The organism is Ruegeria lacuscaerulensis (assembly GCF_013033355.1).
In the GTDB taxonomy this organism is placed as follows: Bacteria; Pseudomonadota; Alphaproteobacteria; order Rhodobacterales; family Rhodobacteraceae; genus Ruegeria; species Ruegeria lacuscaerulensis_A.
The window spans coordinates 24,474-47,880 of record NZ_WQDY01000005.1 but is presented as its reverse complement, the minus strand read 5'-3'; the positions used below and the strand labels follow the sequence as shown (position 1 = coordinate 47,880).

The following is a 23,407-nucleotide window of genomic DNA, read 5'->3' as shown; positions in this document are numbered from 1 at the left end:
ACGACCGGAGGAGACGCCATGAAGCTGCAGGACCTCGACATCATTGTGACCGCTCCGCCGGCACCCGGTTGGGGCGGGCGCTATTGGATATTGGTCAAAGTCACGACCGACACAGGCATAACCGGTTGGGGCGAATGCTATGCTTCATCTGTAGGCCCTGATGCTATGCGCCACGTCATTCGAGACGTCTTTGAGCGTCACATGCAGGGCGAAAACCCCGAAAACATCGAGCTTATGTTCCGCCGCGCCTATTCCAGCGGCTTTACACAACGACCCGATCTGACAGTCATGGGCGCGTTTTCGGGGCTTGAGATCGCGTGCTGGGACATTCTGGGCAAAGATCGCGACCGTCCCGTCTACGCTCTGCTGGGTGGGCTGGTGAATGATCGGATCCGCGCCTATACCTATCTGTACCCCCTACCCCAGCATAATCTTAACGACTTTTGGACGGCACCTGATCAGGCAGCTGAATGCGCTGCTGAAATGGTTCGACGCGGCTTTACAGCGGTCAAGTTCGACCCTGCTGGGCCTTACACAATACGCGGCGGGCATATGCCTGCAATGTCCGATATCTCGATGTCTGTCGCCTTCTGCAAGGCCATCCGTGAGGCCGTGGGCGACAAGGCAGATCTGCTGTTCGGCACCCACGGCCAATTCAACACCGCCGGTGCGATCCGCTTGGGTCAGGCGCTAGAACCATATTCGCCACTCTGGTTCGAAGAACCCACACCCCCCGACATGATCGAGGACATGGCCCGTGTTGCCCGCAATGTCCGAATTCCTGTGGCAACAGGCGAACGGATGACCACGAAGGCCGAGTTCGGGGCCGTCCTGCGCGCTGGCGCAGCCGAGATTCTTCAACCTGCACTGGGCCGCGCCGGTGGCATCTGGGAAATGAAGAAAGTCGCTGCCATGGCCGAGGTCTTTAACGTACAAATGGCTCCGCACTTATACGCGGGGCCGGTGGAATGGGCCGCGAATATTCATCTGGCGGCTTCGATCCCAAATCTGCTTTTGCTGGAAACGATCGAGACCCCATTTCACGACGCCCTGATCAAAAGCACGTTGCGCGTTGAAAACGGCTTTGTAACGGCACCTACGGCTGCAGGGTTGGGCATCGATGTCGACGAAGACCTGGCGCGGGCGCATCCTTTCACGGGTGACGGATTACATCTTCAGATGCAGGAAGAGCCCTGCAATTACGTCGACGGCAATGCGTTTCAGGGCGGTGCCCCTGCAACCGAGGGGTGACAAACTGCTGCGGTTTGGGGCATATTACCTTGACCCCCTATCACAAGCAGGCCCCTACGTGACACTTAAGGAAAAAGACGCTCAGGATCAGGACAGCGCCCTTTCAGATATGCAAAAGAGCGCCGCGCACGCCGCTGCGTTCCTGAAAATTCTTGCCCATGAAGGCCGCCTGATGATCCTTTGCCATTTGGGTGAAGGTGAGAAATCAGTGGGTGAGCTTGAGAACCTGCTGAATATCCGACAAGCCGCCGTCAGCCAGATGCTGGCGCGATTGCGCGGCGAAGGGCTGGTGTCGACCCGGCGAGAGGGGAAAACGATCTACTATTCGTTGCAGGACGGAAACACGGCCCAAATGATTGGTTTGCTTTACGACCTGTTCTGTAAACCGCAAGACTAGTTTGACACATACCCTGCAATCACCTGCATCAGCTTAAAGGCCGTGGCGGCATCGTTTTCGACAACGGCCAAAAACTCTTCTTCCCCGATCCGCAGGCAGGACAGGTTCGTCTCGGCCAGCATGCTCAGTGCGCGCGGCTCTTTGCGGATCAGGCCCAGCTCACCGACTAGCGCTCCTGCACCAACTTTTGTGATCAACTGATCCGGTCCGTCAGGTTGTGGCAGATACAGACCCGCCTCGCCTTCCAACACCACATAGGCCCCATCTGTGGGTTGGTCGTCCTTGAGGAACACAACCTCGCCAGGCTTGGCGTCAAACCAGCGGGCACCAAAGGCCAAAAGGCGCAGCTGACGACGGTCAAGACCCGAAAACAGCGGCGTCTGCTCAAGCGCGCGCAGCTTGCGCGCCAAGTCGGCCGAGGCTGCACTGTCTTCTTCCACGTCCGCAGGTCCTTCATCTGAAACCACCCGACCCTGCCGGATTTCGACATACATGTCGAATACATCCGGATTGTCATACTGATCGTTCAGATAAATGACGGTCGTCTCAGGCAGCAAAGAGCGTATATTCTTATAGACCGCCACCTGCGTGGCCATGTCATAGCTGGCCAGCGCATTATCCAAAATCAGGATATCCGGTTTCTTGATCGTCGCGCGCGTGAACGAGAGCGGCTCGGCAAAAACCGCCGGCAGATTCTGACCACCCAGCGCCACCGGAACGTCATAGATCAATTCGACCACCTGTGGCCGTGCCCCGTTGCGGTCAAGAACATCCACGATCAGTTTGCGCACCTCGTCCGAGCGCGCACCCCCAATCTGGCTGACCTTGCCGAACAGCGCATTCTCCATCACCGTCAGGCCGGGCGCAAATTCTTCGGCATTCAGTGGCACAAACACGTCGTGCAAAGTCTCAAGCAGTTTATGCGAATGACTGTGGCGCAGTTCAAGAATGCGGTTCTTCAGTTCATCTGAAAATGCCGGGCCGATTTGCTCGGCCGAAATCACAACGGGAACGGCAAGCAGGTTAGCGAGCTGTTCGTCATTCAGACCCGAGACCCCCTCATCCCGCGTCTGCTCCAGCAATTCTATCGCGCTTTCATAAGTCTGTGCTTCAAGGCCCAGCTTTCGAAACAGCGGATGGTCTGTGCCGTCCAGACCAAAGATCTGCCGCAGCATATCCACCACATCGCGCGTCAGGTTGACCAGTGTCTCGTCCAGGCCCAGTTCTCGCAGCTCTCCCAAAAAGACAGGTTGGCGGGCCAGCAAGTCCTGCGTCACAGGCACACGCGGGGTCGCGAACAGCAGGTTTTCGGCAACGGGTAAGGCAGGATTGTAGCAGCACCAGTCGAAGATCAGGGCCTGCTGTTCAAGCCCGGCATCTCGCACCGCCTGCTGTACGAGGGGTCGCAATTCAATAAGCTTCCGGGCCAGATCCTGGTGTTCGCCCGGTTCAAAGACCTGTTCTGCCCCACGTTGAAAAAGCGCCGCGCCCGAGCCCATGCCGTCGATCAGATGCAGCCACCAGTCGCGCAGAGATTCGGCGTTTTCAACACCAGCCCGCGAAGGGTCAAGCCATTCGGCTCTGTAGGGATCGTCACTATTCCCTGCCCGCCGGGTCTCTGCAAAGTCATGATCTTCGACCCCGCCTGTCACCGGCTTGAACCGCATCGGCATCATAACGTTGTCGCCCAACGAGCCTTGAAACATCACCGGGCGCGAAGACGCATATCCAACTCGTGCAGCAACGACGCCTTGGTGCAGGTCGGCCATGTTTTCCGCCCCGATTTCAACCCGACCGGACGAAGGCATGATCTCGCGCGTCAGCAATTCTGCCAGGGCGCGCCGATCTTCTTCGCTGGGGGCTGCGACGCCGATGGTTTTTCCACCGGGAAAGGTCAGGTTCAGGTCATCAAGAACCTGATTGCCGTCCATATCCCGGACCGAGACGTGATCCAGTGTTATATCGCCGTTCAGGCGCGGCGTGCTGTCTGGTTCGCCTTCGAACAGTTTTTCGTCAACCATTCCCGCGGGTGCAAACCGTTCAACCACTACATCCCAGCGCAATGACATGTCCTGAGTCTGATTGTAGTAGGTCAGCAGCTCTTTCCACGGAGAGCTCAGGTCCTTGTAGGCCGCCAGCGCCGCGACAAGCGCACCCAGCGAGACTGAGCCCTGTAGAACCAGCAAACCGCCAACCAGATAAAACAAGAACGGCGTCAGTTGCGAAATGAAGTTGTTGATGAACTTCATAAAGAACTTTTTCTGGTAAATCTCGAAACGGATGCTGAACAGCCGCCCCAGCTGGTCCGAGATCATCGCACGACGGTACCGCCACCCCCCATTCGTGCGCAGCGTCGACGCGCCCGCCGCGTTTTCCCCAATCTGAGCGGCCAGAATACGGACTTCTTGAATCCGGCTTTTGTTCAGCAGGTTGATCTGACGTTGCAGCTTGGGGATCAACCAGGCCTGCACTGGGATTAAGGCAACTGCGGCAAGGCCGAACCAGACACTTTGCAGAAACAGGAAAGACAGGATGGTGATCATCTGCCCGGCCTGCAGCACGGGTTGGCTGATCGCGTCCCCCATCAACCCACCCATCGGCTCGCTTTCGGCAGTGATCATCGAGACCATCTCACCCTGGCTGACGCGCTCGAAATAAGGTTGGGGAAAGCGCAGCGCGCGACTGATTAGTTGATACCGGAAACGACGCAGCATCCGCTCGCTCAGAACGCCTTTCATCGTGTTGATCCGCATTTTCATCAGGCCGTGGGCCAGAACCGCAGCCAGAAACGCGAAACACAGGATGATCAGGAAGGTGGTCTGCGGCAACTGATAGCCCATCACGTTCACCACCGAGCTTCCGGCCCCGATCGCATCGTTGATGATCCGTTTTGGCAATTCCAGCGTCAGGTAAAGCAGCGGAAACAGCGTCGCAGTCACGGCCAGCAAGATCAACTGATCGCGTTTGGAGTATTTCCAAATAAAGCGGAAAATCGTGCGTTCTATGGAACCTGCCCCTGTTGCGGATCACTGACCCGATCTTGGCGACATTGTCGCAAATCCAATGGTTTGAATTTACCGCAATCGTGGCCAGCGACGCAAACAGTTTCCAATTTGATCAGATTTTCGCCGAATGTGAACAAGTTCATTTGCGCAACCACAAGTTACCGCCTAGTGTTTAAATCAGGACGATGTCGGGAGGATTCATTTGCCTGCCAATTTAGGCGCAGTGTTTTTGATGCTCTGCTTATTGCAGATCAAACATATGTTTGCGGACTATTACCTCCAAACGCCGAAAATGCTGGCGGGACGCGGGGAATATTTTCATATGGGACGCGCACAACATGCGGCAGTGCATGTTGTGGGGTCCGTCATTGTTTTCCTACTATTTGGCTCGCCTTGGGCATTTATTCTTATCATCGCCGCGCTGGAATGGATCGTTCATTTCAATATTGATTTCGCAAAGGCCAGCTATTCCGACAAAAAGCAACTAATGCCAACGCAAGCGGCCTTTTGGCGCGCGGCCGGGCTGGATCAGTGCCTGCACAATCTAACCTATGTCGCAATGGTCTGGGCCTGGGTGAAATTCGCAGCTTAGGCGACCTTACCCAACGCACTCTGCCGGTAAGCTGACAGCCACATCTTGTCCAATTCATCTATTCGGTCGGTGTCAAACGCATCCGAATGCTCCCAATAGCGACCCGACGGCACGTAGTAACCAAGCTCTTTTTCACGCTGCAATGCCGCACTCATCCCATGCGTGCACGGCAGATCGACCGAACCAAGCGATGTCGAAGCGACCGAAGGATAGACCAGCCTGCTTTCCCCGTTGGAAAGCCGCACGATCCGACATCCCTGAGCAGCACCGAACAACCCAAGCCGAGCCGATTTTGCTTCAAGTGACCTGAGCGTAACGTCAGCACGTAAAGGATCGGCCGCCCCGGTTCCATAGAAATGTGTCTTTCCAGCGCTGGGGTAGACCATGTCACAGCCGAAATATGCCAACACAGAGGGGCGAAGCGCAGCCAGTGCCCAGTACCCTGCGGTAAAGGCCATCGTGCCGCCCGCGTAGACGAACCCACCATAGCCATTTTGCAAAGGTACGTAGTCTGCGGCACCAACAATGGATTGACTGCTAAGCGTCGCGGCGGGTCGGTTCTCGACCGGGAAGTCCTCGGGGTGGATAAGTACATCCCAATCATTACGAATACGCCAGGCGTTGTTGATCGCGACTATGTGCGTAAATGGCGAACGCTCCCAATCCTTCGCTGCAACGGCAGCCGGCGCGCTTCCAAGAATCAAAACTCGGGTCTGAGTATCGGTCATTCTGGGGTCCTGCCTTGTTGCAGTCCCCAGAAAGGTTAGAGCGTTTTGCGCGTCAAACTACCCCAAAACTGAAAAACTGCTTTCCTCGTTGATCGGGCGTTTCCGGGAATAGAACCCCACGTCGATCACGCGATTGATATAGGGCAACGTAAACTGCAGCGGTTGGGCGTCATGATCGGCGCCACCTTCGACATAGTCTATCAGAGCAGCCATCATCTTGCCGGCAATCGGCGCGTTCTTGTATTGGTTCCCGCTTGTGCCGCAGGCCATGTAGAACCCCGGCAGGCTGGATTTGTCATAGATCGGAATCCAGTCGGTCGAGGCGTCATATAGGTCCACCACACCACGCGTCTTAGACGGGATGCCCAGGCTAGGAACCCGCTGGGCATAGCGCATCGCCTGCGTGGTCCATTGGTCGGTGAAATCACGGTTGTAGTTGACATCATCCTCGCACCACTGATGCGGATCGCACTCCGGGTCTTCCGAGCCCACAAGGATGTGGTTGCCATGCTCGGGGCGGCAATACAGCGCGATGTCGCTGTCCGAGACGATGGTGCCATCGTTTTCAAAATCGAACCCTTCGGGCGCAGGCACATGCACGACCTCTTGCCGAAGAGGGCGCGTCTCGATGGTCATATCATCCAGCACCCCTGCCATACCATTGATGATGGCCGACCCCGGCCCGGCCACATTCACCACCACTTTGGCACGGATCTCCTCACCATCGGCCAGCTTGACCCCAGCTACGCGCCCGGCCTCTGTCAGAATTTCAACCACTTCGGCCCCTGTTCGCACCTCGGCCCCGTGCTGTTTGGCGGCATCCATCAGGTTCTGCGCCGACAATGCCGGATCAGTCACATAGCCCGCCTGTGGCCAGAATACTCCGCCTTGCATCTTCCGTCCGTTGGACTGGCCAAACTCAGGATCGACCATGCGTTTTGGCGGTGTGAAACTGTCCATGGAATAGACAGGCAAGCGCTCGGTGATCTTCTCGGGTGTCCATTCCTCGAACGGGCAATCCAGATCCGCGCTGTTAACCATGTGTTTTTCCAACATTCCGTTGGCCTCGGTCTTCATCACCAGGCACCCGGTCTCGCGGAACTGCGCCAGATTGGCGTTTTCTGGCAAGCCCAGATACGCGGCCCAGTCGCGCCAATAGTGATAGCCCTCCCACGCAAAAGCGGTGCCATCAAAGGTGGAGTAATGCATCCGAATAATCGCGCATGACCCGGCGGTCGAGCCATGCCCAACCTGCGTATTGCGATCCAGTGACAAGGTTTTCCACCCGGCCTTGGCCATCTCGAACGCGATAGCTGCGCCGATCACGCCTGTTCCGATTATGATTGCGTCTGGTTGGGTCATGACGGATCTCCTGTCCAGTAGCGCCGGGAATAGGCGCTGAATTCCTCGATCTCTTCACGGCGCGGCTCAACCCCGGTGAAGACAAACAAATAGTGCGGCACCATGGCGATCCGCACAGACATGGGTTCGTTCAGTTGTGCCAGATCGTATCCAATCTGCATGTAATACAGCACGCGGGCTCGGGTCTCGGCCTCGACTTCGGGATAGCCATAGCGCGCGAACATCGCGTGCAAAGCCTCTAGCCGCCGTGCATCCGACTGATCCAGCGCACGACGCACTTTGCCCGATTTACGCGCCCAGTCGCGGATGGCGAAATCCAGCGCGGTGTCGAACAGATCCGTGTTCACCACGCAGCGATGCACATTGCACACCGCGCCCGTGATCGTGTCTGCCGGGGCCTCGGCCTGACGGATCAACCCAGCGGTGTTGGTCGCCTGCCAGCGTGCCAACAACGCGTCCAGCAGCTCTTGCCGCGATTTGAAATACCAATAAAACGAAGACCGCGACACAGCCATCCGCTCGGCCAGATTCAGCACTTTGATCTGGTCGATCCCGTCCGAGATCAGGACGTCCATCGCCACGTTCAACCAGTCGTCGCGCGTGACCTTTATGTTACCCACCAGAGGCTCGGCCTCGGGGTCGTCGCGGTGCAGGATCGGTTTGCTCATTCAACTCTCGGGCGGCGCACCGCCCTCCTCTGTGCGTCGGGCAATGAAGTCGTGCAGATCGCCCAGCCGGTCAGAGTTCTGAACGGGGGATTCGAAATTGGCAAGGATGTCCTTCCAGACCCCGGTCGCGCGATGGTTGGCATCGACCGATCCGCGTTCCGTCCACGTGCCGAAATTGGCATAGTCGTGCAGATGGGGTTGGTAGAACTCGGTGTTATAGCGCTCCATTGTCTGACTGGTGGCAAAGAAATGTCCGCTGGGGTCGACCTCGCGCAGCGCGCTATCGAACCCGATCTCGGAGGCGCCGGCCTGCGCGCCATTGCACAGCTCGGCCACCATGTTCAGCACTTCGGCATCGCTAACCAGTTTTTCGTAGGATACGGTCAAGCCGCCTTCGAGCCACCCGGCCGAATGGATGATCACGGTTGCCCCGGCCATCAGACAGCCCCACAGGCCGAACTGGTTTTCATTCGCCGCCTGCACGTCATTGATGTTCGAGGCCGAGCCTGCAGCCGACCGCCACGGCAGGCCCAGATGCCGCGCCAACTGCCCCGCCGCCGAGGACGCCTGAAAGTGCGAAGGTGTCCCGAAGGCAGGCGCGCCCGATTTCATGTCTACGTTACTTGTGAACGTCCCATAACACACCGGCGCGCCGGGGTTGGCCAGCTGCGTCAGGGTCAACGCGGCCAGCGCCTCGGCATGGGACAGAGTGATAGCACCCGCCACGGTGATCGGAGCCATCGCGCCCATTAGCGTGAACGGTGTGATGATCGAGATTTGGCCGTGCCGCGCAAAGTCGATCAACCCTTGCGCCATCGGAATATCCAGCGTGCGTGGGCTGTTGGTGTTGATGATCGTATAACAATGCGCGTCCGCGCGGAATGCGTCATCCGAAAGCCCTCGTGCGATAGACAGCATCTCAAAACTGTCCAAAACCTGCGGTTTCCCACGTGAGAAGAAGAAAGGGAACTTGTCCGTCAGCTCCATCTGCGCGCGCGTCGTGAAGTAGTGTCGCACGTTGGTCGGCACGTCCTGCGGTTCGACCAGGGGCGAGATCATCTGGAACACGTCGAAATGATGGGTGAGCTTCAGGAATTCCAGATAGTCGCGTCCCGATCCCGGCCGCCGCCCGCGTTCTAGATCGGTGGCGTTGGGGGCCGCAGCACCAGGTTGAAAGACCAACGATCCCAGTTCCAGCGTGAAATCCCGATGCCGCGCCCCTGCCCGGCAAGCGATGGATTTGGGGGCCGAAGCGACGGCCGCCTCGACCATTTCCTTGCCAATAAATACCATCTCGGCGTCTTCATCGACCTTGGCCCCAGCCTTGGCGAACAACGTCCGCGCTTCGGGCAGCAGCACCTTGATGCCGAGTTCTTGCAACAGACGTAAGGACGACGCGTGCATGTCGGCGATCTGATCCGCCGAGAACACCTCCATCGGCGGAAACGGGTTTCTGAGCTGGCGGTAATTCACATCCCGTTTGGGTGCGGGGGCGGCCTCGGTCCCCCGTCCCCGCCTGCGTCTGCCACGTTGAGCTTCCATGTTCAGCCTCGCATCGCTTTGCCTTGCGGGTCGTACGGTGATGGCGCAACAATCCGTGCAGAGCGTTCGACACCGACCACATGCACTGACAACTCGGTCCCCGGCTCGGCCTTGTCTCGGTTGACCAGCGCCATTGCCAGCGATTTGCCGGTATAGTGGCCGTAGCCGCCCGAGGTCACAAAGCCCACGCGTTCGCCGTCCGCCCAGATGGGCTCGTACCCGCTGGCGTCAGCGTCCAATGCGTCGACCTCCAGCGTGACCTGCACTTGGGCCGGTCCGTTGCCGTCGCGTTCCGCCAAGGCAGCCTCTTTGCCGACAAAGAATTTATCCCAGTCGATCCAGCGATCCATTCCGGTCATCCCCGGCGTATAAAGCTGTGTGAATTCCGCCGACCAGATGCCAAAGCTCTTCTCAAGCCGCGTGGACAGCATCGCGTTGAAGCCACATTCTCGGATGCCTTCGTCGGCCCCGGCTTCCAGCAAAATCCGACGCAGTTTTATGTGGTCGCCATAACGGCAGTTGATCTCGTACCCTTTCTCGCCTGTTACCGACATTCGGGCCACACGGGCGCGGACCAGACCGATATCGAACTCGCCGCAGCCCATGAATTTCAGACCCGAGATATCCTGCTCGGCCAGCTTCTCGACCACCGCCTGCGATTTCGGGCCAACCACGGCGAAGCCGCAGTATTCTTCGCCCAGATCGCGGACCGAGACGCCGTCGATCATGTGGTCATCGAACCAGCGCATGTGCCAGGCGCGCAGGTAGTAGCTGCCCATGATCCACCACGTCCCGTCGCCCCAGTTCAGAACGGTCAGGTCACCCTTCAGCCGCCCGTTCTCACCCAGCATCGGGGCCAGCTTGGCACGTCCCGGCGCAGGCAGTTTCGAGGCCATCACCCTGTCCAGCCAAACCTGCGCGTTGGGGCCGCTGACTTCGAACCGCGAGAAGCCGGTAATATCCATCAAACCGACACCCTCGCGGATCACCTTGCACTCCTCAGCCACGATGTCGTGTGCATTGGAACGTTTCAGGGTTGGCGTTTCCTCGAACCCTTTCGGCGCAAAATAGAGCGGCACTTCCAGATCCCAGCTGACGCCCCACTTACACCCGGCTTCGGTCATAGCATCATGCGCCGGGGCCATTTTCAGAGGACGCCCCGCAGGCAATTGCTCGTTCGGATAGGTCATCACGAAGCGGCGTGAATAGAACTGCCCCGTGGTTTCGCGGATATAGCGTTTGTTCTGCGCAAAATCGCCAAAGCGGGCCACGTCCATGGGCCAGGCATCCGCCTCGGGCTCACCATGGATCATCCACTCGGCCAGTGTTTTACCAACGCCGCCGCCCTGCAGGAACCCGGCCATCACAGCACAGGCCGACCAATAGCCACGTTTACCCGGCACCGGCCCGACCAGAGGGTTACCGTCCGGCGCAAAAGTGAAGGCGCCGTTCACCCAAGTCTTGATGCCCACATTCTGGATCGAGGGGTAGCGTTCGAAACCCAGCGTCAGCTCATTCTCGATCCGATCCAGCTGTTCCTGAAACAGTTCCTCGCCATAGTTCCAAGGCGCGCCGTCCATGGCCCAGTGTTCGTGCTCGACCTCGTAGATACCGACCAGAACGCCTTTCTGGTCCTGCCGCATATAGGTGAAGCCTTCTAGGTCCACGGTCATCGGCATCTCGAAATCTGCCTGCGCGACCTCGGGCACGGTATCGGTGATCAGATAGTGGTGTTTCAGCGGAGAAACCGGCAGTTCTACCCCCGCCATGCGCCCGACCTGCTTCGCCCAGAGCCCCGCCGCGTTGACCACATGTTCGCAGGTGATCGTGCCCTTGTCGGTCACAACCTCCCACCCATCGGCCGTCTGCGTCAGGCTTTCGACCTTGGTTTCCTCATAGTATTCCGCACCGCGCTTTTTCGCCGCCGTCGCGTAGGCCTGGACCGTACCGGTCGTGTCGATATAGCCTTCGCGATCAGCCCACATCGCGCCCAAGACGCCATCGGTGGACATGATCGGGCAGCGTTTCTGCGCCTCTTCCGGCGACAACAATTCGCAGTCATCAATGCCGATGGACTGGAAAATACGGTAATTCGCCTGCAACCACTCCCACCGTTCGGGCGTACCTGCCAAGGTCAGACCGCCGGTCATGTGCAAACCGATATTCTGGCCTGATTCTTTCTCGATCTCACTCAACAGGTCGATCGTATAGGCTTGCAGCGCCGCCATGTTTGGATCGGCATTCAGCGCGTGAATACCGCCCGCTGCGTGCCACGATGACCCCGAGGCCAGCCGTCGTCGCTCAAGCATCACCACATCCGACCAGCCGAACTTGGCCAGATGATACAAAACCGAAGCGCCTACGACCCCGCCTCCGATAACCACAACGCGATACTGAGACTTCATCCCGCTCTCCCCTGCATGACTTACACGGGACGCTAGACGCACTGTTCACTTCTGTCTAGACATTTATGTACAGTTCGTGACGACGGTTTGTGTTGATTGAATTCAACGAAATTAAAGTTGGGCGCTGGCGCGCGCTGCGACCTTATCGAACCATGCCTGAGTCGCTTTGTTTTCTTGCGGAATTCGCATTTTTATGACGCGCGCAAAATCTACAAATACAAAGGCCGAGATATCAGCCAGGGTAAACTCCGGACCTGCGACATAAGCACTTTCCGCTAAGCGCCCTTCGAGCATGTCGAGGAATCGCCTCACCCTTTCGATCCCGCGTTGGGCCAATTCCGGGATTTGCGCATAATTCGCCGGGCCGGGAATCGCGCGACCTTCGAAAACGGGATGGGTATTGCGCAGCGCCTCGGCGACCGGCGCACCGCCTTGCTGTTCGACAATACTGTTCCACATCAGAACCAATCCCTTTTCGTCAGATGTACGGCCCATCAGCGGCGGCTCGGGGAAGCGGGCTTCGAGGTATGCCGCGATGCCAAGGTTTTCGGTCAACGCGGTCCCCTCATCTGTAACAAGTACGGGAATAGTGCCATTTGGATTGACCGCAAGGAATTCATTGCTCAACTGCTCGCCTTTGGCGATCGAGATGTCACGCGTCTCAATTTCAAGCCCTTTTTCAGCTATGAACATCCGCGCACGGCGCGGATTAGGTGCGGTCGAGCAATCATAAAACAGCATTGGCATCCCCTTCAGCGGCGATAGACGAAACAGCGCCCCGCGACGGCCCCGTCGGGTAAAGGCAACTCGGTCAATCCGTCAAAATACATGCGGTCGCTAGACACCATCAGTCCGCCCTCGGCCAGCAACGGCTCGATCAGAGGGGATACAAACCGCGCGAAAGCGTCGTTCTTTTCGCGGTTATGCCCGCCAAGGTCAGCATGAATCAGGCTGGCGGTTGCGCCAAAACGGTCCAGCGATGCCGGCAACGTCTCGCGGACATCCCCCAGAATCACCAGATCGTCCGGAGGTGTCGAGTCCGGGTGTGACGCGACCGCGCGTTCGAACACATAGACCGGTCGGTTCCGCACATACTGCACCATGTGATGATAGGTGCGACCATTGCCCAGCCCCAATTCGAACACCGGTCCCGGCATGTCCTGGGTCTGGTCAATGGCAAAGTCCAGACAAGCCCTTTGCGAGACCATACGGTCGATAAACAGATCAAGACGACTTTGGGGATCGGACACTGGGAAATCTCTCCTTGATAGTTGCCGACGCATAACAAGGCAACGACACCGCCTGTGATGACAAATCATCAAGGGTTTGTGTAGGCAATTTCGCCGCAGTTTCATATTTCCGCGACATTTCAACACAAGAACGGGTTTGACTAAACAGGGGCAACCGCGCGAAACTGCGTCAAAAAACACGGGGAGTTGATCAAGCCTATGCCGAGTGACGGCCGAACGGGTGGAAAACCCGCATGACTGCGTTGTTGTCTGTCAGGGATCTTAGCATCGGGTTCGGTGCTGGTGAGGCCGTTGTTCAAGGTGTCAGTTTTGACGTCGAGGCCGGGCAGACTTTGGCACTGGTGGGCGAGTCCGGCTCTGGCAAAACCATCTCGTGCCGCGCAGCACTTCGGATCCTCCCACGCACGGCGCAAATTCGCAGCGGGACCATTACTCTGAATGATTCCAAAGGCATGGAAAACCTGACCGCGATCAGCGAGCGCCAGATGCGCGACATTCGCGGCAATCGGGTCTCGATGATCTTTCAGGAACCGATGCGGTCGCTGTCGCCGCTGCACAAGATCGGCAATCAGGTCAGCGAAGTTCTGTGGTTGCATCGCGGCGCATCTGAGGCGCAAGCCCGTAAAGAGGTTCTGACCCAATTCGAACGCGTTGGGTTCCCCGATCCGCAGCGCGCCTATGATTCTTATCCGTTCGAGCTGTCCGGCGGGATGCGGCAACGCGCGATGATCGCGATGGCGATGGTCGCCAAGCCAGAGCTGCTGATCGCGGATGAGCCGACCACCGCGTTGGACGTGACCACTCAGGCGCAGGTGCTGGGGCTAATCAAGGAGCTGCAGCGCGAGACGGGCATGGCGCTTATCCTTGTGACACACGATCTGGGCGTGGTGGCGAACATGGCCGAACAAGTGGTCGTCATGCACAAAGGCCGCGTCATGGAGGCCGGCGCTGCTGCGCCAATTCTGACCGCGCCAGCGCATCCTTACACGCAGCAATTGTTCAATGCCGCGCCCGCGATTCCTGAAAAGGACGCAGTAGGGCTGCCCATGCCCCATGAGGACCTCATCCTGCAAATGAAGGATGTGTCCAAAACCTATACGATGCGCTCCAGCAAGGGTTGGCAGGGCGATCGAATGATCTACGCGTGTCGGGGCGTCGATCTGAATCTGGCGCGCGGCAAGACACTGGCCATCGTCGGTGAAAGCGGATCGGGCAAAACCACCGCAGCCCGTATTGCACTAGGGGCCGAGCCCCCCGATCCGGGCGGCGAGGTGCTGTTTCGCACCGCGCCCGACGCCGATCCGATCACGGTCCATAAAATGACCCGCGCCCAGCGCACCGCGTTTCAGCGCAAGGCTCAGATGGTGTTTCAGGACCCTTACAGCTCACTCAGCCCGCGCATGCGCATTCAGGACGCCATGACCGAGCCGCTTGAGATTCACAATATCGGCTCACCAGCTGAACAACGTGACAAAGCGGCAGACATGTTGAAACGCGTCGGTTTGAACGCCGACATGCTAAAGCGCTACCCGCATGCGTTCTCGGGCGGCCAGAGACAGCGTCTGTCGATCGCACGGGCAATGATGCTGGACCCACAGCTGATTGTCTGCGACGAGCCGACCTCGGCATTGGACGTTTCTGTGCAAGAGCAGATCCTGACCTTGCTGGAAAACCTGCAGGACAGCCTGAACCTGTCTTACTTCTTTATTTCTCACGACCTTGCTGTCGTGGCCCGCATTGCCGACGAAGTCGCGGTGATGCGCCGGGGTCTTGTGGTGGAACAAGCGCCGCCCGAGACCCTGTTCTACAACCCGCACCACCCCTACACAAAGGCGCTGATTGCCGCTCAACCGGAACCCGACATCAACCGGCCCATTGACCTGAATTTGGTTGCTTTGGGCGCCGGTTCCCCCGACAGTTGGGAAGACGCCTTCCGATTTACGGACTCCGTGATACCTTCGTTGGTAGAGATGGAGCCCGGCCATAAGGTACGATGCCATGTTTAAGACCCCTCGCCCCCTGATCCTGGCAGCCGCCCTGTCTGCGTTTTGGTTTCCGCCCGTCGTGGCCGAGACAACCACCCCGCAGGAAAGCGCTTTCTGGCAAGCCGAAGTGGCTGCCGGAAACCTCCCCCCTGTGCAAGAACGCCTACCCGCCGAACCACTGATCGTCGATCTGAACGCCAAGGGGCGCGAATTCGGCACTCCGGGAGGAACCTTGCGAACCATGGTTACCCGTTCGAAGGACATCCGGCAGATGGTCGTCTATGGCTACGCCCGGCTGGTAGGGTTTGATGAGAACTACGAAATCGTGCCCGATCTGCTGGAATCCTTTGAAACCGAAGACAACCGGAAATTCACTCTGAACCTACGCGAAGGCCACAAATGGTCGGATGGATCCCCCTTCACATCCGAGGATTTCCGGTATTGGTGGGAGGACGTGGCAAACAATGAATTGCTCAGCCCGTCGGGACCACCGGATTTTCTGATCGTCGAAGGCAAGACACCGACCGTCACCTTCCCGGATGAAACGACCGTTGTTTTTGAATGGGAAGACCCAAACCCGGATTTCCTGCAGTCGCTTGCTCAGGCCCGCCCGCCGTTTATCTACCGCCCATCTGAGTTTTTGAAACAATACCACGAGAAGTTCGCAGATGCAGAGGAGCTGGCCTTTCAGGTTGAAGACGCCCGCGTCAAAAGCTGGGCTGCACTGCACAACAAACTCGACAACCTCTATAAGTTCGACAATCACGAGTTGCCGACGCTGCAACCCTGGCTGAACGCCAGCTCAGGTAAAAAAATCCGGCACAATTTCGTGCGCAATCCTTACTACCACCGTATCGACAGCAAGGGCGTCCAACTGCCCTATATCGACGTGGTCGAGATGGAGATCGTGGCACCCGGTCTGGTTGCCGCAAAAACCAACGCAGGCGAGACCGATCTTCAAGGTCGCGGGCTGGCGTTCCGGGATGCGTCGATCCTGAAAAAAGGTGAAGCCGGCGGGGACTACAAGACACTGCTTTGGAAAACTGGTGTTGCGTCCCAGATCGCGATTTATCCCAACTTGAACTATTCCGATGAAGGCTGGCGTGATGTACTGCGTGACGTGCGCGTACGGCGCGCGCTTTCGCTGGCCATCGACCGCAAGACGATAAATCAGGCGCTATATTTCAAACTGGCACAGCCGGGCGCGATGTCGGTCCTGCCGGCCTCTCCTTTCTACAACGAAGAAAACGCCAAGGCCTGGGCGCAGTATGATATCGACAAGGCCAACGCATTGCTGGATGAAGCCGGGCTGAACAAACGCGACAAGAACGGTGTTCGCCTGCTGCCTGACGGTCGCCCGATGGAGCTGATCATCGAAACCGCAGGCGAGCGTCAGGAGGTCGAGAATGCCCTGCAGATCGTGACAGATACGTGGCGTGAGATTGGTGTTGATCTAGTAATGCGCCCGCTGGACCGCGACATCCTGCGCAACCGAGTATTTGCGGGCAACACCATGGCCTCGGTCTGGTTCGGCTGGGATGACGGCATTCCGCAAGCCCACACATCACCTGCCTATCTGGCCCCAACGGATCAGGTGTTTCTGGCTTGGCCGAAATGGGGTCAATATTATCAAACCGGTGGTGATGTAGGGGAAGCCCCTGATATGCCTGAAGCCGCACGGCTGATGGAACTGGCTCATGACTGGGAAATCGCGACCACAGATGATGAGCGCAAAGCCGTGTGGACCGAGATGCTGAAGATCCACGCTGACCAGCTTTATGCGATTGGTATCCTGAATGGTGCCCCACAACCCGTCGTAGTATCGAACCGTCTGCGCAACGTACCCGAACAGGCAATGTGGGCATGGGAACCCGGCGCGCATTTTGGCATTCACCGACCCGACGAGTTCTTCTTCGCCGACTGACAGGAGCAGCTAAATGGTAATGCTGCGCTACGTGGTGTATCGCTTTTTCACGATGCTGCTGACGCTGCTTGTGGTGTCAGTGCTGATCTTCGTGATCATCAACCTGCCGCCCGGAGATTACCTCAGCAACCAGATCGCAGAGCTTCAGGCATCGGGTCAGTCTGCAGGTGTAGCCAAGGCGGAATTTCTACGCACAGAATACGCTCTGGACCGTCCGATGTGGGAACAATACCTGATCTGGATGGGGTTCTGGCCCGGGCCACATGGGTTTGAAGGCCTGATACAAGGCAACTATGGCTGGTCCTTCGAGTTCGATCGTCCCGTAGCCGAGATCGTGGGCGACACCCTGTGGCTGACCGTTGTGGTGAACCTTGCCGCGATCCTGTTTGTTTATGCCGTCGCCCTGCCGCTGGGCGTGCTCGCGGCGGCGCGGTCACGGACCTGGATCGACTATACCTCGGCTTTCGTAGGGTATCTGGGTCTGGCCACGCCAAATTTTCTGCTGGCGTTGATCTTGTTCTACTACGGTCACCAATATTTCAACCTACCCATCGGGGGTTTGATGGATCCGATCTACGAGGGGCAGCCGATGAGCTGGGACAAGCTGAAGTCCATCCTGATCCACCTGATTGTTCCAACCTTCGTGATCGGCACCTCGGGCGCGTCCGCGATGATGCAGCGGCTACGCGCGAACATGCTGGACGAGCTGGGCAAACCCTATGTGGAAACCGCCATCGCGAAGGGTATGGCTCCGTCGCGGATGTTGACCAAGTATCCCCTGCGCGTGGCCTTCAACCCGTTTGTGGCCGATATCGGCAACCTGCTTCCCTCTATGGTGTCGGGGTCGGTCCTGGTCTCGGTGGTGCTGGGTTTGCAAACCATTGGCCCGACCCTGCTGACGGCGCTCAAGACGCAGGATCAGTTCCTGTCGGCCTTTATCCTGATGTTTGTGGCCCTGCTGACGCTGATTGGGACCATGATCTCAGACATCTTGCTGGTCATGCTGGACCCGCGAATTCGGTATGAGGGGCGTGAAGCATGACCAAACGCTCTGACGATCGTTATGTCGACGATGCCCCCTTCGATCCAGACGCCGCCCTGCAACAACTTGAGCGCGCCGATCTGGACGCCCCCAACTGGCTGCTGGTCTGGCGCAAATTCCGCACCCACAAACTGGGCCTGATTTCGGGCATCTTCCTGCTGCTGTGCTACCTGATGCTGCCCTTTGCTGGGTTCATTGCCCCCTATGGTGCAAATGAACGCAATGACGAGCATCTTTATGCCCCGCCCCAAAGCGTCAACTGGTTCCACGAAGGCGAATTCGTCGGTCCGTTTGTCTACCCGACGGTGATCGAGGCCGACCTTGAGACCTTCCAGTGGAAAGCCGTGACCGACACCAGCGATCCGCGCCCGCTCCAGTTCTTCTGTGAAGGGGCCGAATACAAGCTGGCGGGGCTGATCAAGTCGGACACACATTTGTTCTGTGCGCCCGAAGGTGCAACGCTGTTCCTGTGGGGGTCCGACCGTCTGGGTCGGGATGTCTTCAGCCGCATTCTCTATGGCGCGCAACTGTCGCTGACGGTGGGTCTGATCGGTATCTCGGTGTCGTTCTTCCTGGGCATCTTGTTCGGGTCGATGGCGGGCTATTTCGGCGGCAAGATCGACTGGGTCATCAACCGCGTCATCGAGATTCTACGGTCACTGCCCGAACTGCCGTTGTGGCTGGCCTTGTCTGCGGCGGTGCCCTCGAACTGGAGCCCCGTGGCTGTGTTCTTCATCATCTCGATCATCCTCGGGATATTAGACTGGCCTGGCCTTGCGCGATCCGTGCGCGCCAAGTTCCTGTCGCTGCGCGAAGAAGAATACGTCCGCGCTGCCGAGATGATGGGCGCAAGTTCGGGCCGCGTGATCCGCAAGCACCTGCTGCCGAACTTCATGTCCCATCTGATCGCCTCGGCCACGCTGTCGATACCTGCAATGATCCTTGGGGAAACAGCACTGTCCTTCCTTGGACTTGGTTTGCGGGCTCCAGCCGTCAGTTGGGGCGTAATGTTGAACGATGCCCAGAACCTCGCTTCGATCGAGATCTACCCGTGGACAGCAATTCCGATGCTACCAATCATCGTGGTGGTTCTGGCCTTCAACTTCCTTGGCGACGGGCTGCGTGACAGTCTGGACCCCTATCAACAATGACCCTGCTCTCTGCGCTTCCCGCTTCCGACAGCTACCGCGTGACCGGCAGCGGGGCGCGGCCCAGCGCTTTTGCCGTGTCCGAGCTGGCAACCGCGAGCTTTGCGGCCGTCGGTCAGGAACTCATCCGATTGATGAAGTCGCTGAACCTTGTCAGCGACGCGCCCGAATTAACGGTTGATCACCGTTTGGCCTCGCTGTGGTACGGTTTCTCGTTCAAACCGGAAGGGTGGGAAATGCCCAGCCTCTGGGACGCCATCGCCGGAGACTATCAGGCATCCAACGGTTGGATCAGGTTGCATACGAACCTGCCCGCCCATCGGCAGGCCGCCCTGAAAGTTCTCAAGGTCAAGCCTGACAGGGATGCCGTGGCCCAAGCAGTCAGAACATGGTCTACCGTCGATTTAGAAGCAGCCATAGTGGCCGAGGGAGGAGCAACAGCCGCAATGCGCAGCCGCTCGGAATGGCTGGAACATCCACAGGGCCGGGCTGTCTCCCGCGATCCGTTGATCGGCTGGCACAATCCGCGTCAAGTTACGTTACGCGACCGACCGCAAGCGACAGCCGAACGTCCGTTGGCAGGGTTACGCGTTCTGGACATGACCCGCGTACTTGCAGGCCCGATTGCGACGCGCACGCTGGCGGGGTTTGGCGCCGAAGTTCTACGCATCGACCCCCCTGGCTGGGACGAACCCGGCGTGATCCCCGATGTTTCGCTGGGCAAGCGTTGCGCCTATCTGGATATGAAAACACCCGCCGGCCTTGAAGCCGTGCAAGACCTTCTCTCTCGGGCGGATGTGTTGGTGCACGGTTATCGCCCCGGTGCCCTGGATGCCCTGGGACTGACACAAGCAAAACGGGACGAGCTTGCGCCCAACCGCATCGAAGTCACCCTGAATGCCTATGGCTGGCAGGGACCTTGGTCCAATCGGCGCGGTTTTGACAGCCTTGTGCAGATGAGCGCGGGCATCGCGGATGCCGGGCGAAGCTGGGCCAAAGCAGATAAACCAACGCCGCTGCCGGTTCAGGCGTTGGATCACGCGACTGGGTATTTGATGGCGGCCGCAGCGCTGTCGGCGTTGTCCGAGGCAGCCTTGGGCAATTCGATCATGCAGGCGCGACTGTCTCTGGCCCGAACGGCCGAGTTGCTGGCCGTGTTGGGTAAAGCCGAAACCTCAAATGAAATCACTCGCGCCAACCCAACCGATTATGCGCCGGCCCCTGAGAAATCCGACTGGGGTGTCGGCCATCGCCTCAAACCAGCCCTTCGCGTGGGTGGCACGGATATGATCTGGTCCCGGCCTGCCTCCAAACTGGGAACGTCTGATCCCATCTGGCCTTCGCTTAAGCCATAGCGCAACCGCCGCGCGGAACGCGCGGCCCGGCCCAACGCTTTTGGGTGCGTCTCGTCAGAGACGTGCCGAAAAGGGACGGGAGCGCATCCTACCTGTCATCCCCTCCACCGGGGCCGATATCGTCCAGATAGTCCTCGTCAATCGCGGCCTGCACAGCGCCTGTTACTGCCTCGCGCTGTTTCGGCGTCAGATCTTCGGTAGCTTTTTCATCGGCCAAGCGCACTGTCACTTCGCGGTGCGCAAACCGGATACCTTCGCGCGCGAACAGTTCGCGAATTTCCTGATAAACCTTCTTGCGTACCAGCCACTGATCGCCAGGCTTGGTCATGAACTTTACGCGGATGATCATCGCTGAATCCTGCATCTCGATCACACCCTGAGACTTGAGCGGCTGGATGAAATTGTCGCCGATCACAGGGTCGCTCAGCAATTGTTGACCCAGCTTCTTGATCAGCTTACGCACCTTCTCGACGTCAGTGTCATAAGTCACCCGCAAGGGCAGCTTCATAATCACCCAGTCACGAGAATAGTTCGTCAGCACTTTGATCTCGCCAAACGGAATGGTGTTCAGCGCACCCAAGTGGTGGCGCAACTGGAACGACCTGACCGAAATCTTTTCGACCGTGCCTTTCACGTCGCCAATGTCGATATATTCCCCTTTGCGAAACGCATCATCCATCAGGAAGAATGCCCCCGAAAAGATATCCCGCACAAGGGTCTGAGAGCCGAACCCCACGGCCAGACCAACGACACCCGCGCCAGCAAATAGCGGGCTGACATTTATGCCCAGCTCCATCAGTGCGATCAGGACAATGGTGACAACGACCACAGCCAAAATGGCCCCCCGGAACAGGGGTAGCAAAGTGGCAAGGCGGCTCTGCCCACCTTCACCTCCTTCATCACCCAACTCGGCCTCGGCACCGCCATCGTCAATCTCTTCTGCGATCTTCGTATCGATCCAGATGCGGAAGAAATGGAACAGGATATAGCCGATGAACATGATGACCATCACATCCAGGAACCGTTCGATGGGCAGCTCCTCGCTCCAGCTGGCATCCGGGTTCCAGATGACAACCAGCGCATAAAGGCCCACCACAAAGGCCAGGATACCCGCGACACGACGGGCCAGATCTTCATAGGTCACGATCGAATGCGCACGTTTTTCGGCCAGAGGGGTCTCTATAACCTCTTCCACTGGGCCGATCTCACCCTCGGCGTTCATTTCTTCTATCTGACGGTTTCGGTCAAAATACCGTTCGAGCAGATAGTTCATTGCGCCATAAGCAATCACGACCGACATGAAGATGGCATAGCTGCTGGCTACGATAGGGATCGAGTTTTCATTCTCCAGCACCAGATCGACGGCCAGTTTGAACCAGCTGAAAACGATATACAGGATCAAAACTGGCGCCCACGCCAAAGAGATAAAGCGCAGTATCCATGACACTTGTTCTTTGGCTCGCCCGCCCCGGATGGCATTGGAAATTGCGCGGCCGTTGAACAGGATCATCAGAACATTGCCAAACGCGCCCAGCATAGTCAGACCGCCATAGACCATGGCATAGACGTTGTAGTTCAACCCGAAATCCGCAACCCATGTCGAAAACATCACGACCGAAATGTCGTAAGTCGCGATCGCCGATGCCCAGATATAAAGCCGCTTGGCGTCCCGGTCGGAAAAGGGCGGCAGCCGGTACTGGCTGAGATAAGGTGACAATACCATGCGCCAAAGATCAGAGACCGTGCGCGACAGGAAGAAGGCCGCGAAAATCGCGGTTACCGTAAACTGGATCGAGATGTCCTCAGCCTCGCCAAAGAACAGGAACCCGACGATTAGGGCCATCAGCATGGCAAAGATCGTGCCCCCTATCCCCATAAGGAAGCGGAACACCAGAAACGGCATTTTTTCGCGATAACCTTGCGGGTTTTCCTTGGACCGCGCGACGACAATCCCTTTGGCAATGCGCTTGCCGTAAATCTCGGTTGAGAGCCAACGCCCCAGCAGCAGGAACAGGATGTTCCAGAACAGCACCTCGACATAGGTCTGTATCCGACCATCGGGGCTGGTCTGACGCAGGACGTATTTGACCTCGAAGATCGAATAGGGAAGCGCCTCGAGCCGGGATTGCATCGACTCGCGGAACTTAGAGAACCTCTCCTGCGCTTTCATAAGTTGAGAGCCATCAGACATCGGGTCTGAAGGGCCCGCACCGTCAGCCGATACTGTTTGTTGACCCGAAGACACGACTTTGCCCGCACTGTCGATAACGATGACACTGGCTCCGGCCTCGGTGGCCGACCGGATAGCAGTAGCCAGGTCGCCCTCTTCGGTCGTAGATGCCGCAGTATCAGAGTTCGTTGTATAACCGGGTATAAGCGAGGTCTGCGCTGAGGCCCCGACTGCAAACACCAAAGTGGTCGCCCAGATCAACAGGGCAAGGATGGCACCAAATCTTGGTTTCATAGGGGATTCTATCCAGTTCGACATTTGCAACGCACAATACAAAAGCACATTTGCGTGTTCAAATCATCAACCGCTTGTTTTCGGGAACGGTTTTTTACTGGGTGCGCGGTACAATGGGCACGTGTCGAGTGTTTCCAATCTGACAAAAACTGAATATGAGGAGCGCGGTGCGTTGCACGGCTTAGATGGTTGTATCTATTGGTGGAAAACACGGCGAACCACAGAAAGGATCTACAACATGTAGCCAAATCGCCATGTTTGTCGGTTTCGGCAGGTCAAAGCAGCGTTT

17 protein-coding genes are annotated in these 23,407 nt (G+C 57.9%); 8 read left to right on the top strand and 9 right to left on the bottom strand.

What is annotated here, in order from left to right; all coding sequences use genetic code 11:
- The first annotated feature begins 18 nt into the window (after positions 1-18).
- Together GOW48_RS10770 and GOW48_RS10765 are read left to right on the top strand one after the other, a co-directional pair.
- Entirely contained in the window at positions 19-1,251 is a 1,233-nt protein-coding gene (locus GOW48_RS10770) for a mandelate racemase/muconate lactonizing enzyme family protein (RefSeq protein ID WP_170753611.1), read from the top strand.
- Between the two features lie 109 nt (positions 1,252-1,360).
- Positions 1,361-1,648 carry an ArsR/SmtB family transcription factor gene (locus GOW48_RS10765; protein WP_170753943.1) on the top strand — a complete coding sequence of 96 codons (288 nt, stop codon included), beginning with the start codon at positions 1,361-1,363 and terminating at the stop codon, positions 1,646-1,648.
- On the opposite strand, the gene GOW48_RS10760 is transcribed toward GOW48_RS10765, so the two are convergent.
- Entirely contained in the window at positions 1,645-4,641 is a 2,997-nt protein-coding gene (locus GOW48_RS10760; protein WP_170753941.1) for a cyclic nucleotide-binding domain-containing protein, read from the bottom strand. The genes GOW48_RS10765 and GOW48_RS10760 overlap by 4 nt on opposite strands.
- Before the next feature lie 244 nt (positions 4,642-4,885).
- Here GOW48_RS10760 and GOW48_RS10755 point away from each other — a divergent pair, with 244 nt between their 5' ends.
- Entirely contained in the window at positions 4,886-5,245 is a 360-nt protein-coding gene (locus tag GOW48_RS10755) for a DUF3307 domain-containing protein (RefSeq protein ID WP_170355054.1), read from the top strand.
- On the opposite strand, the gene GOW48_RS10750 is transcribed toward GOW48_RS10755, so the two are convergent.
- The 7 genes from GOW48_RS10750 to GOW48_RS10720 all read right to left on the bottom strand — a co-directional run bounded on the left by GOW48_RS10750 (position 5,242) and on the right by GOW48_RS10720 (position 13,233).
- Positions 5,242-5,973 (bottom strand): hypothetical protein, encoded by a 732-nt coding sequence (locus GOW48_RS10750; RefSeq protein ID WP_170753609.1) that lies wholly within the window; start codon positions 5,971-5,973, stop codon positions 5,242-5,244. The two genes, GOW48_RS10755 and GOW48_RS10750, sit on opposite strands and share 4 nt — an antisense overlap.
- Positions 5,974-6,030: 57 nt before the next feature.
- A complete protein-coding gene (locus GOW48_RS10745) occupies positions 6,031-7,335 on the bottom strand; it encodes an NAD(P)/FAD-dependent oxidoreductase (RefSeq protein WP_170753607.1) in 1,305 nt (434 codons plus the stop codon).
- Entirely contained in the window at positions 7,332-8,003 is a 672-nt protein-coding gene (locus GOW48_RS10740; protein WP_170354830.1) for a TetR/AcrR family transcriptional regulator, read from the bottom strand. The genes GOW48_RS10745 and GOW48_RS10740 overlap by 4 nt, the downstream gene beginning before the upstream one ends.
- Positions 8,004-9,545, bottom strand: coding sequence for a trimethylamine methyltransferase family protein (locus GOW48_RS10735; RefSeq protein WP_170753606.1), 1,542 nt, complete (start codon positions 9,543-9,545; stop codon positions 8,004-8,006).
- 2 nt (positions 9,546-9,547) lie between these two features.
- Positions 9,548-11,950, bottom strand: a complete 2,403-nt coding sequence (locus tag GOW48_RS10730; protein ID WP_170753604.1) for a GcvT family protein — start codon at positions 11,948-11,950, stop codon at positions 9,548-9,550.
- A gap of 111 nt (positions 11,951-12,061) precedes the next feature.
- Complete coding sequence (locus GOW48_RS10725) at positions 12,062-12,691, bottom strand: glutathione S-transferase family protein (protein WP_170753601.1); 630 nt, start codon at positions 12,689-12,691, stop codon at positions 12,062-12,064.
- Positions 12,692-12,702: 11 nt separating this feature from the next.
- Positions 12,703-13,233 (bottom strand): class I SAM-dependent methyltransferase, encoded by a 531-nt coding sequence (locus GOW48_RS10720; RefSeq protein ID WP_170753598.1) that lies wholly within the window; start codon positions 13,231-13,233, stop codon positions 12,703-12,705.
- Positions 13,234-13,433: 200 nt separating this feature from the next.
- Between GOW48_RS10720 and GOW48_RS10715 the strand changes: the two genes are divergently transcribed.
- Genes GOW48_RS10715 through GOW48_RS10695 form a run of 5 tightly spaced genes read left to right on the top strand, consistent with a single transcriptional unit; the run spans position 13,434 to position 20,654 of the window.
- Positions 13,434-15,206 carry an ABC transporter ATP-binding protein gene (locus GOW48_RS10715; protein WP_170354825.1) on the top strand — a complete coding sequence of 591 codons (1,773 nt, stop codon included), beginning with the start codon at positions 13,434-13,436 and terminating at the stop codon, positions 15,204-15,206.
- Positions 15,199-17,109 (top strand): ABC transporter substrate-binding protein, encoded by a 1,911-nt coding sequence (locus GOW48_RS10710; protein WP_170753596.1) that lies wholly within the window; start codon positions 15,199-15,201, stop codon positions 17,107-17,109. The genes GOW48_RS10715 and GOW48_RS10710 overlap by 8 nt, the downstream gene beginning before the upstream one ends.
- A gap of 13 nt (positions 17,110-17,122) precedes the next feature.
- The gene (locus GOW48_RS10705; protein ID WP_170753594.1) at positions 17,123-18,151 is read left to right on the top strand and encodes an ABC transporter permease; all 1,029 of its coding nucleotides are present in this window, start codon (positions 17,123-17,125) and stop codon (positions 18,149-18,151) included.
- Positions 18,148-19,302 (top strand): ABC transporter permease, encoded by a 1,155-nt coding sequence (locus GOW48_RS10700; protein WP_170354822.1) that lies wholly within the window; start codon positions 18,148-18,150, stop codon positions 19,300-19,302. Before GOW48_RS10705 ends, GOW48_RS10700 begins: the two co-directional genes overlap by 4 nt.
- Positions 19,299-20,654 (top strand): CoA transferase, encoded by a 1,356-nt coding sequence (locus tag GOW48_RS10695; RefSeq protein ID WP_170753592.1) that lies wholly within the window; start codon positions 19,299-19,301, stop codon positions 20,652-20,654. The genes GOW48_RS10700 and GOW48_RS10695 overlap by 4 nt, the downstream gene beginning before the upstream one ends.
- A gap of 88 nt (positions 20,655-20,742) precedes the next feature.
- Here GOW48_RS10695 and GOW48_RS10690 read toward each other — a convergent pair whose 3' ends face one another.
- The gene (locus tag GOW48_RS10690; RefSeq protein ID WP_170753590.1) at positions 20,743-23,118 is read right to left on the bottom strand and encodes a mechanosensitive ion channel domain-containing protein; all 2,376 of its coding nucleotides are present in this window, start codon (positions 23,116-23,118) and stop codon (positions 20,743-20,745) included.
- Positions 23,119-23,407: the final 289 nt, after the last annotated feature.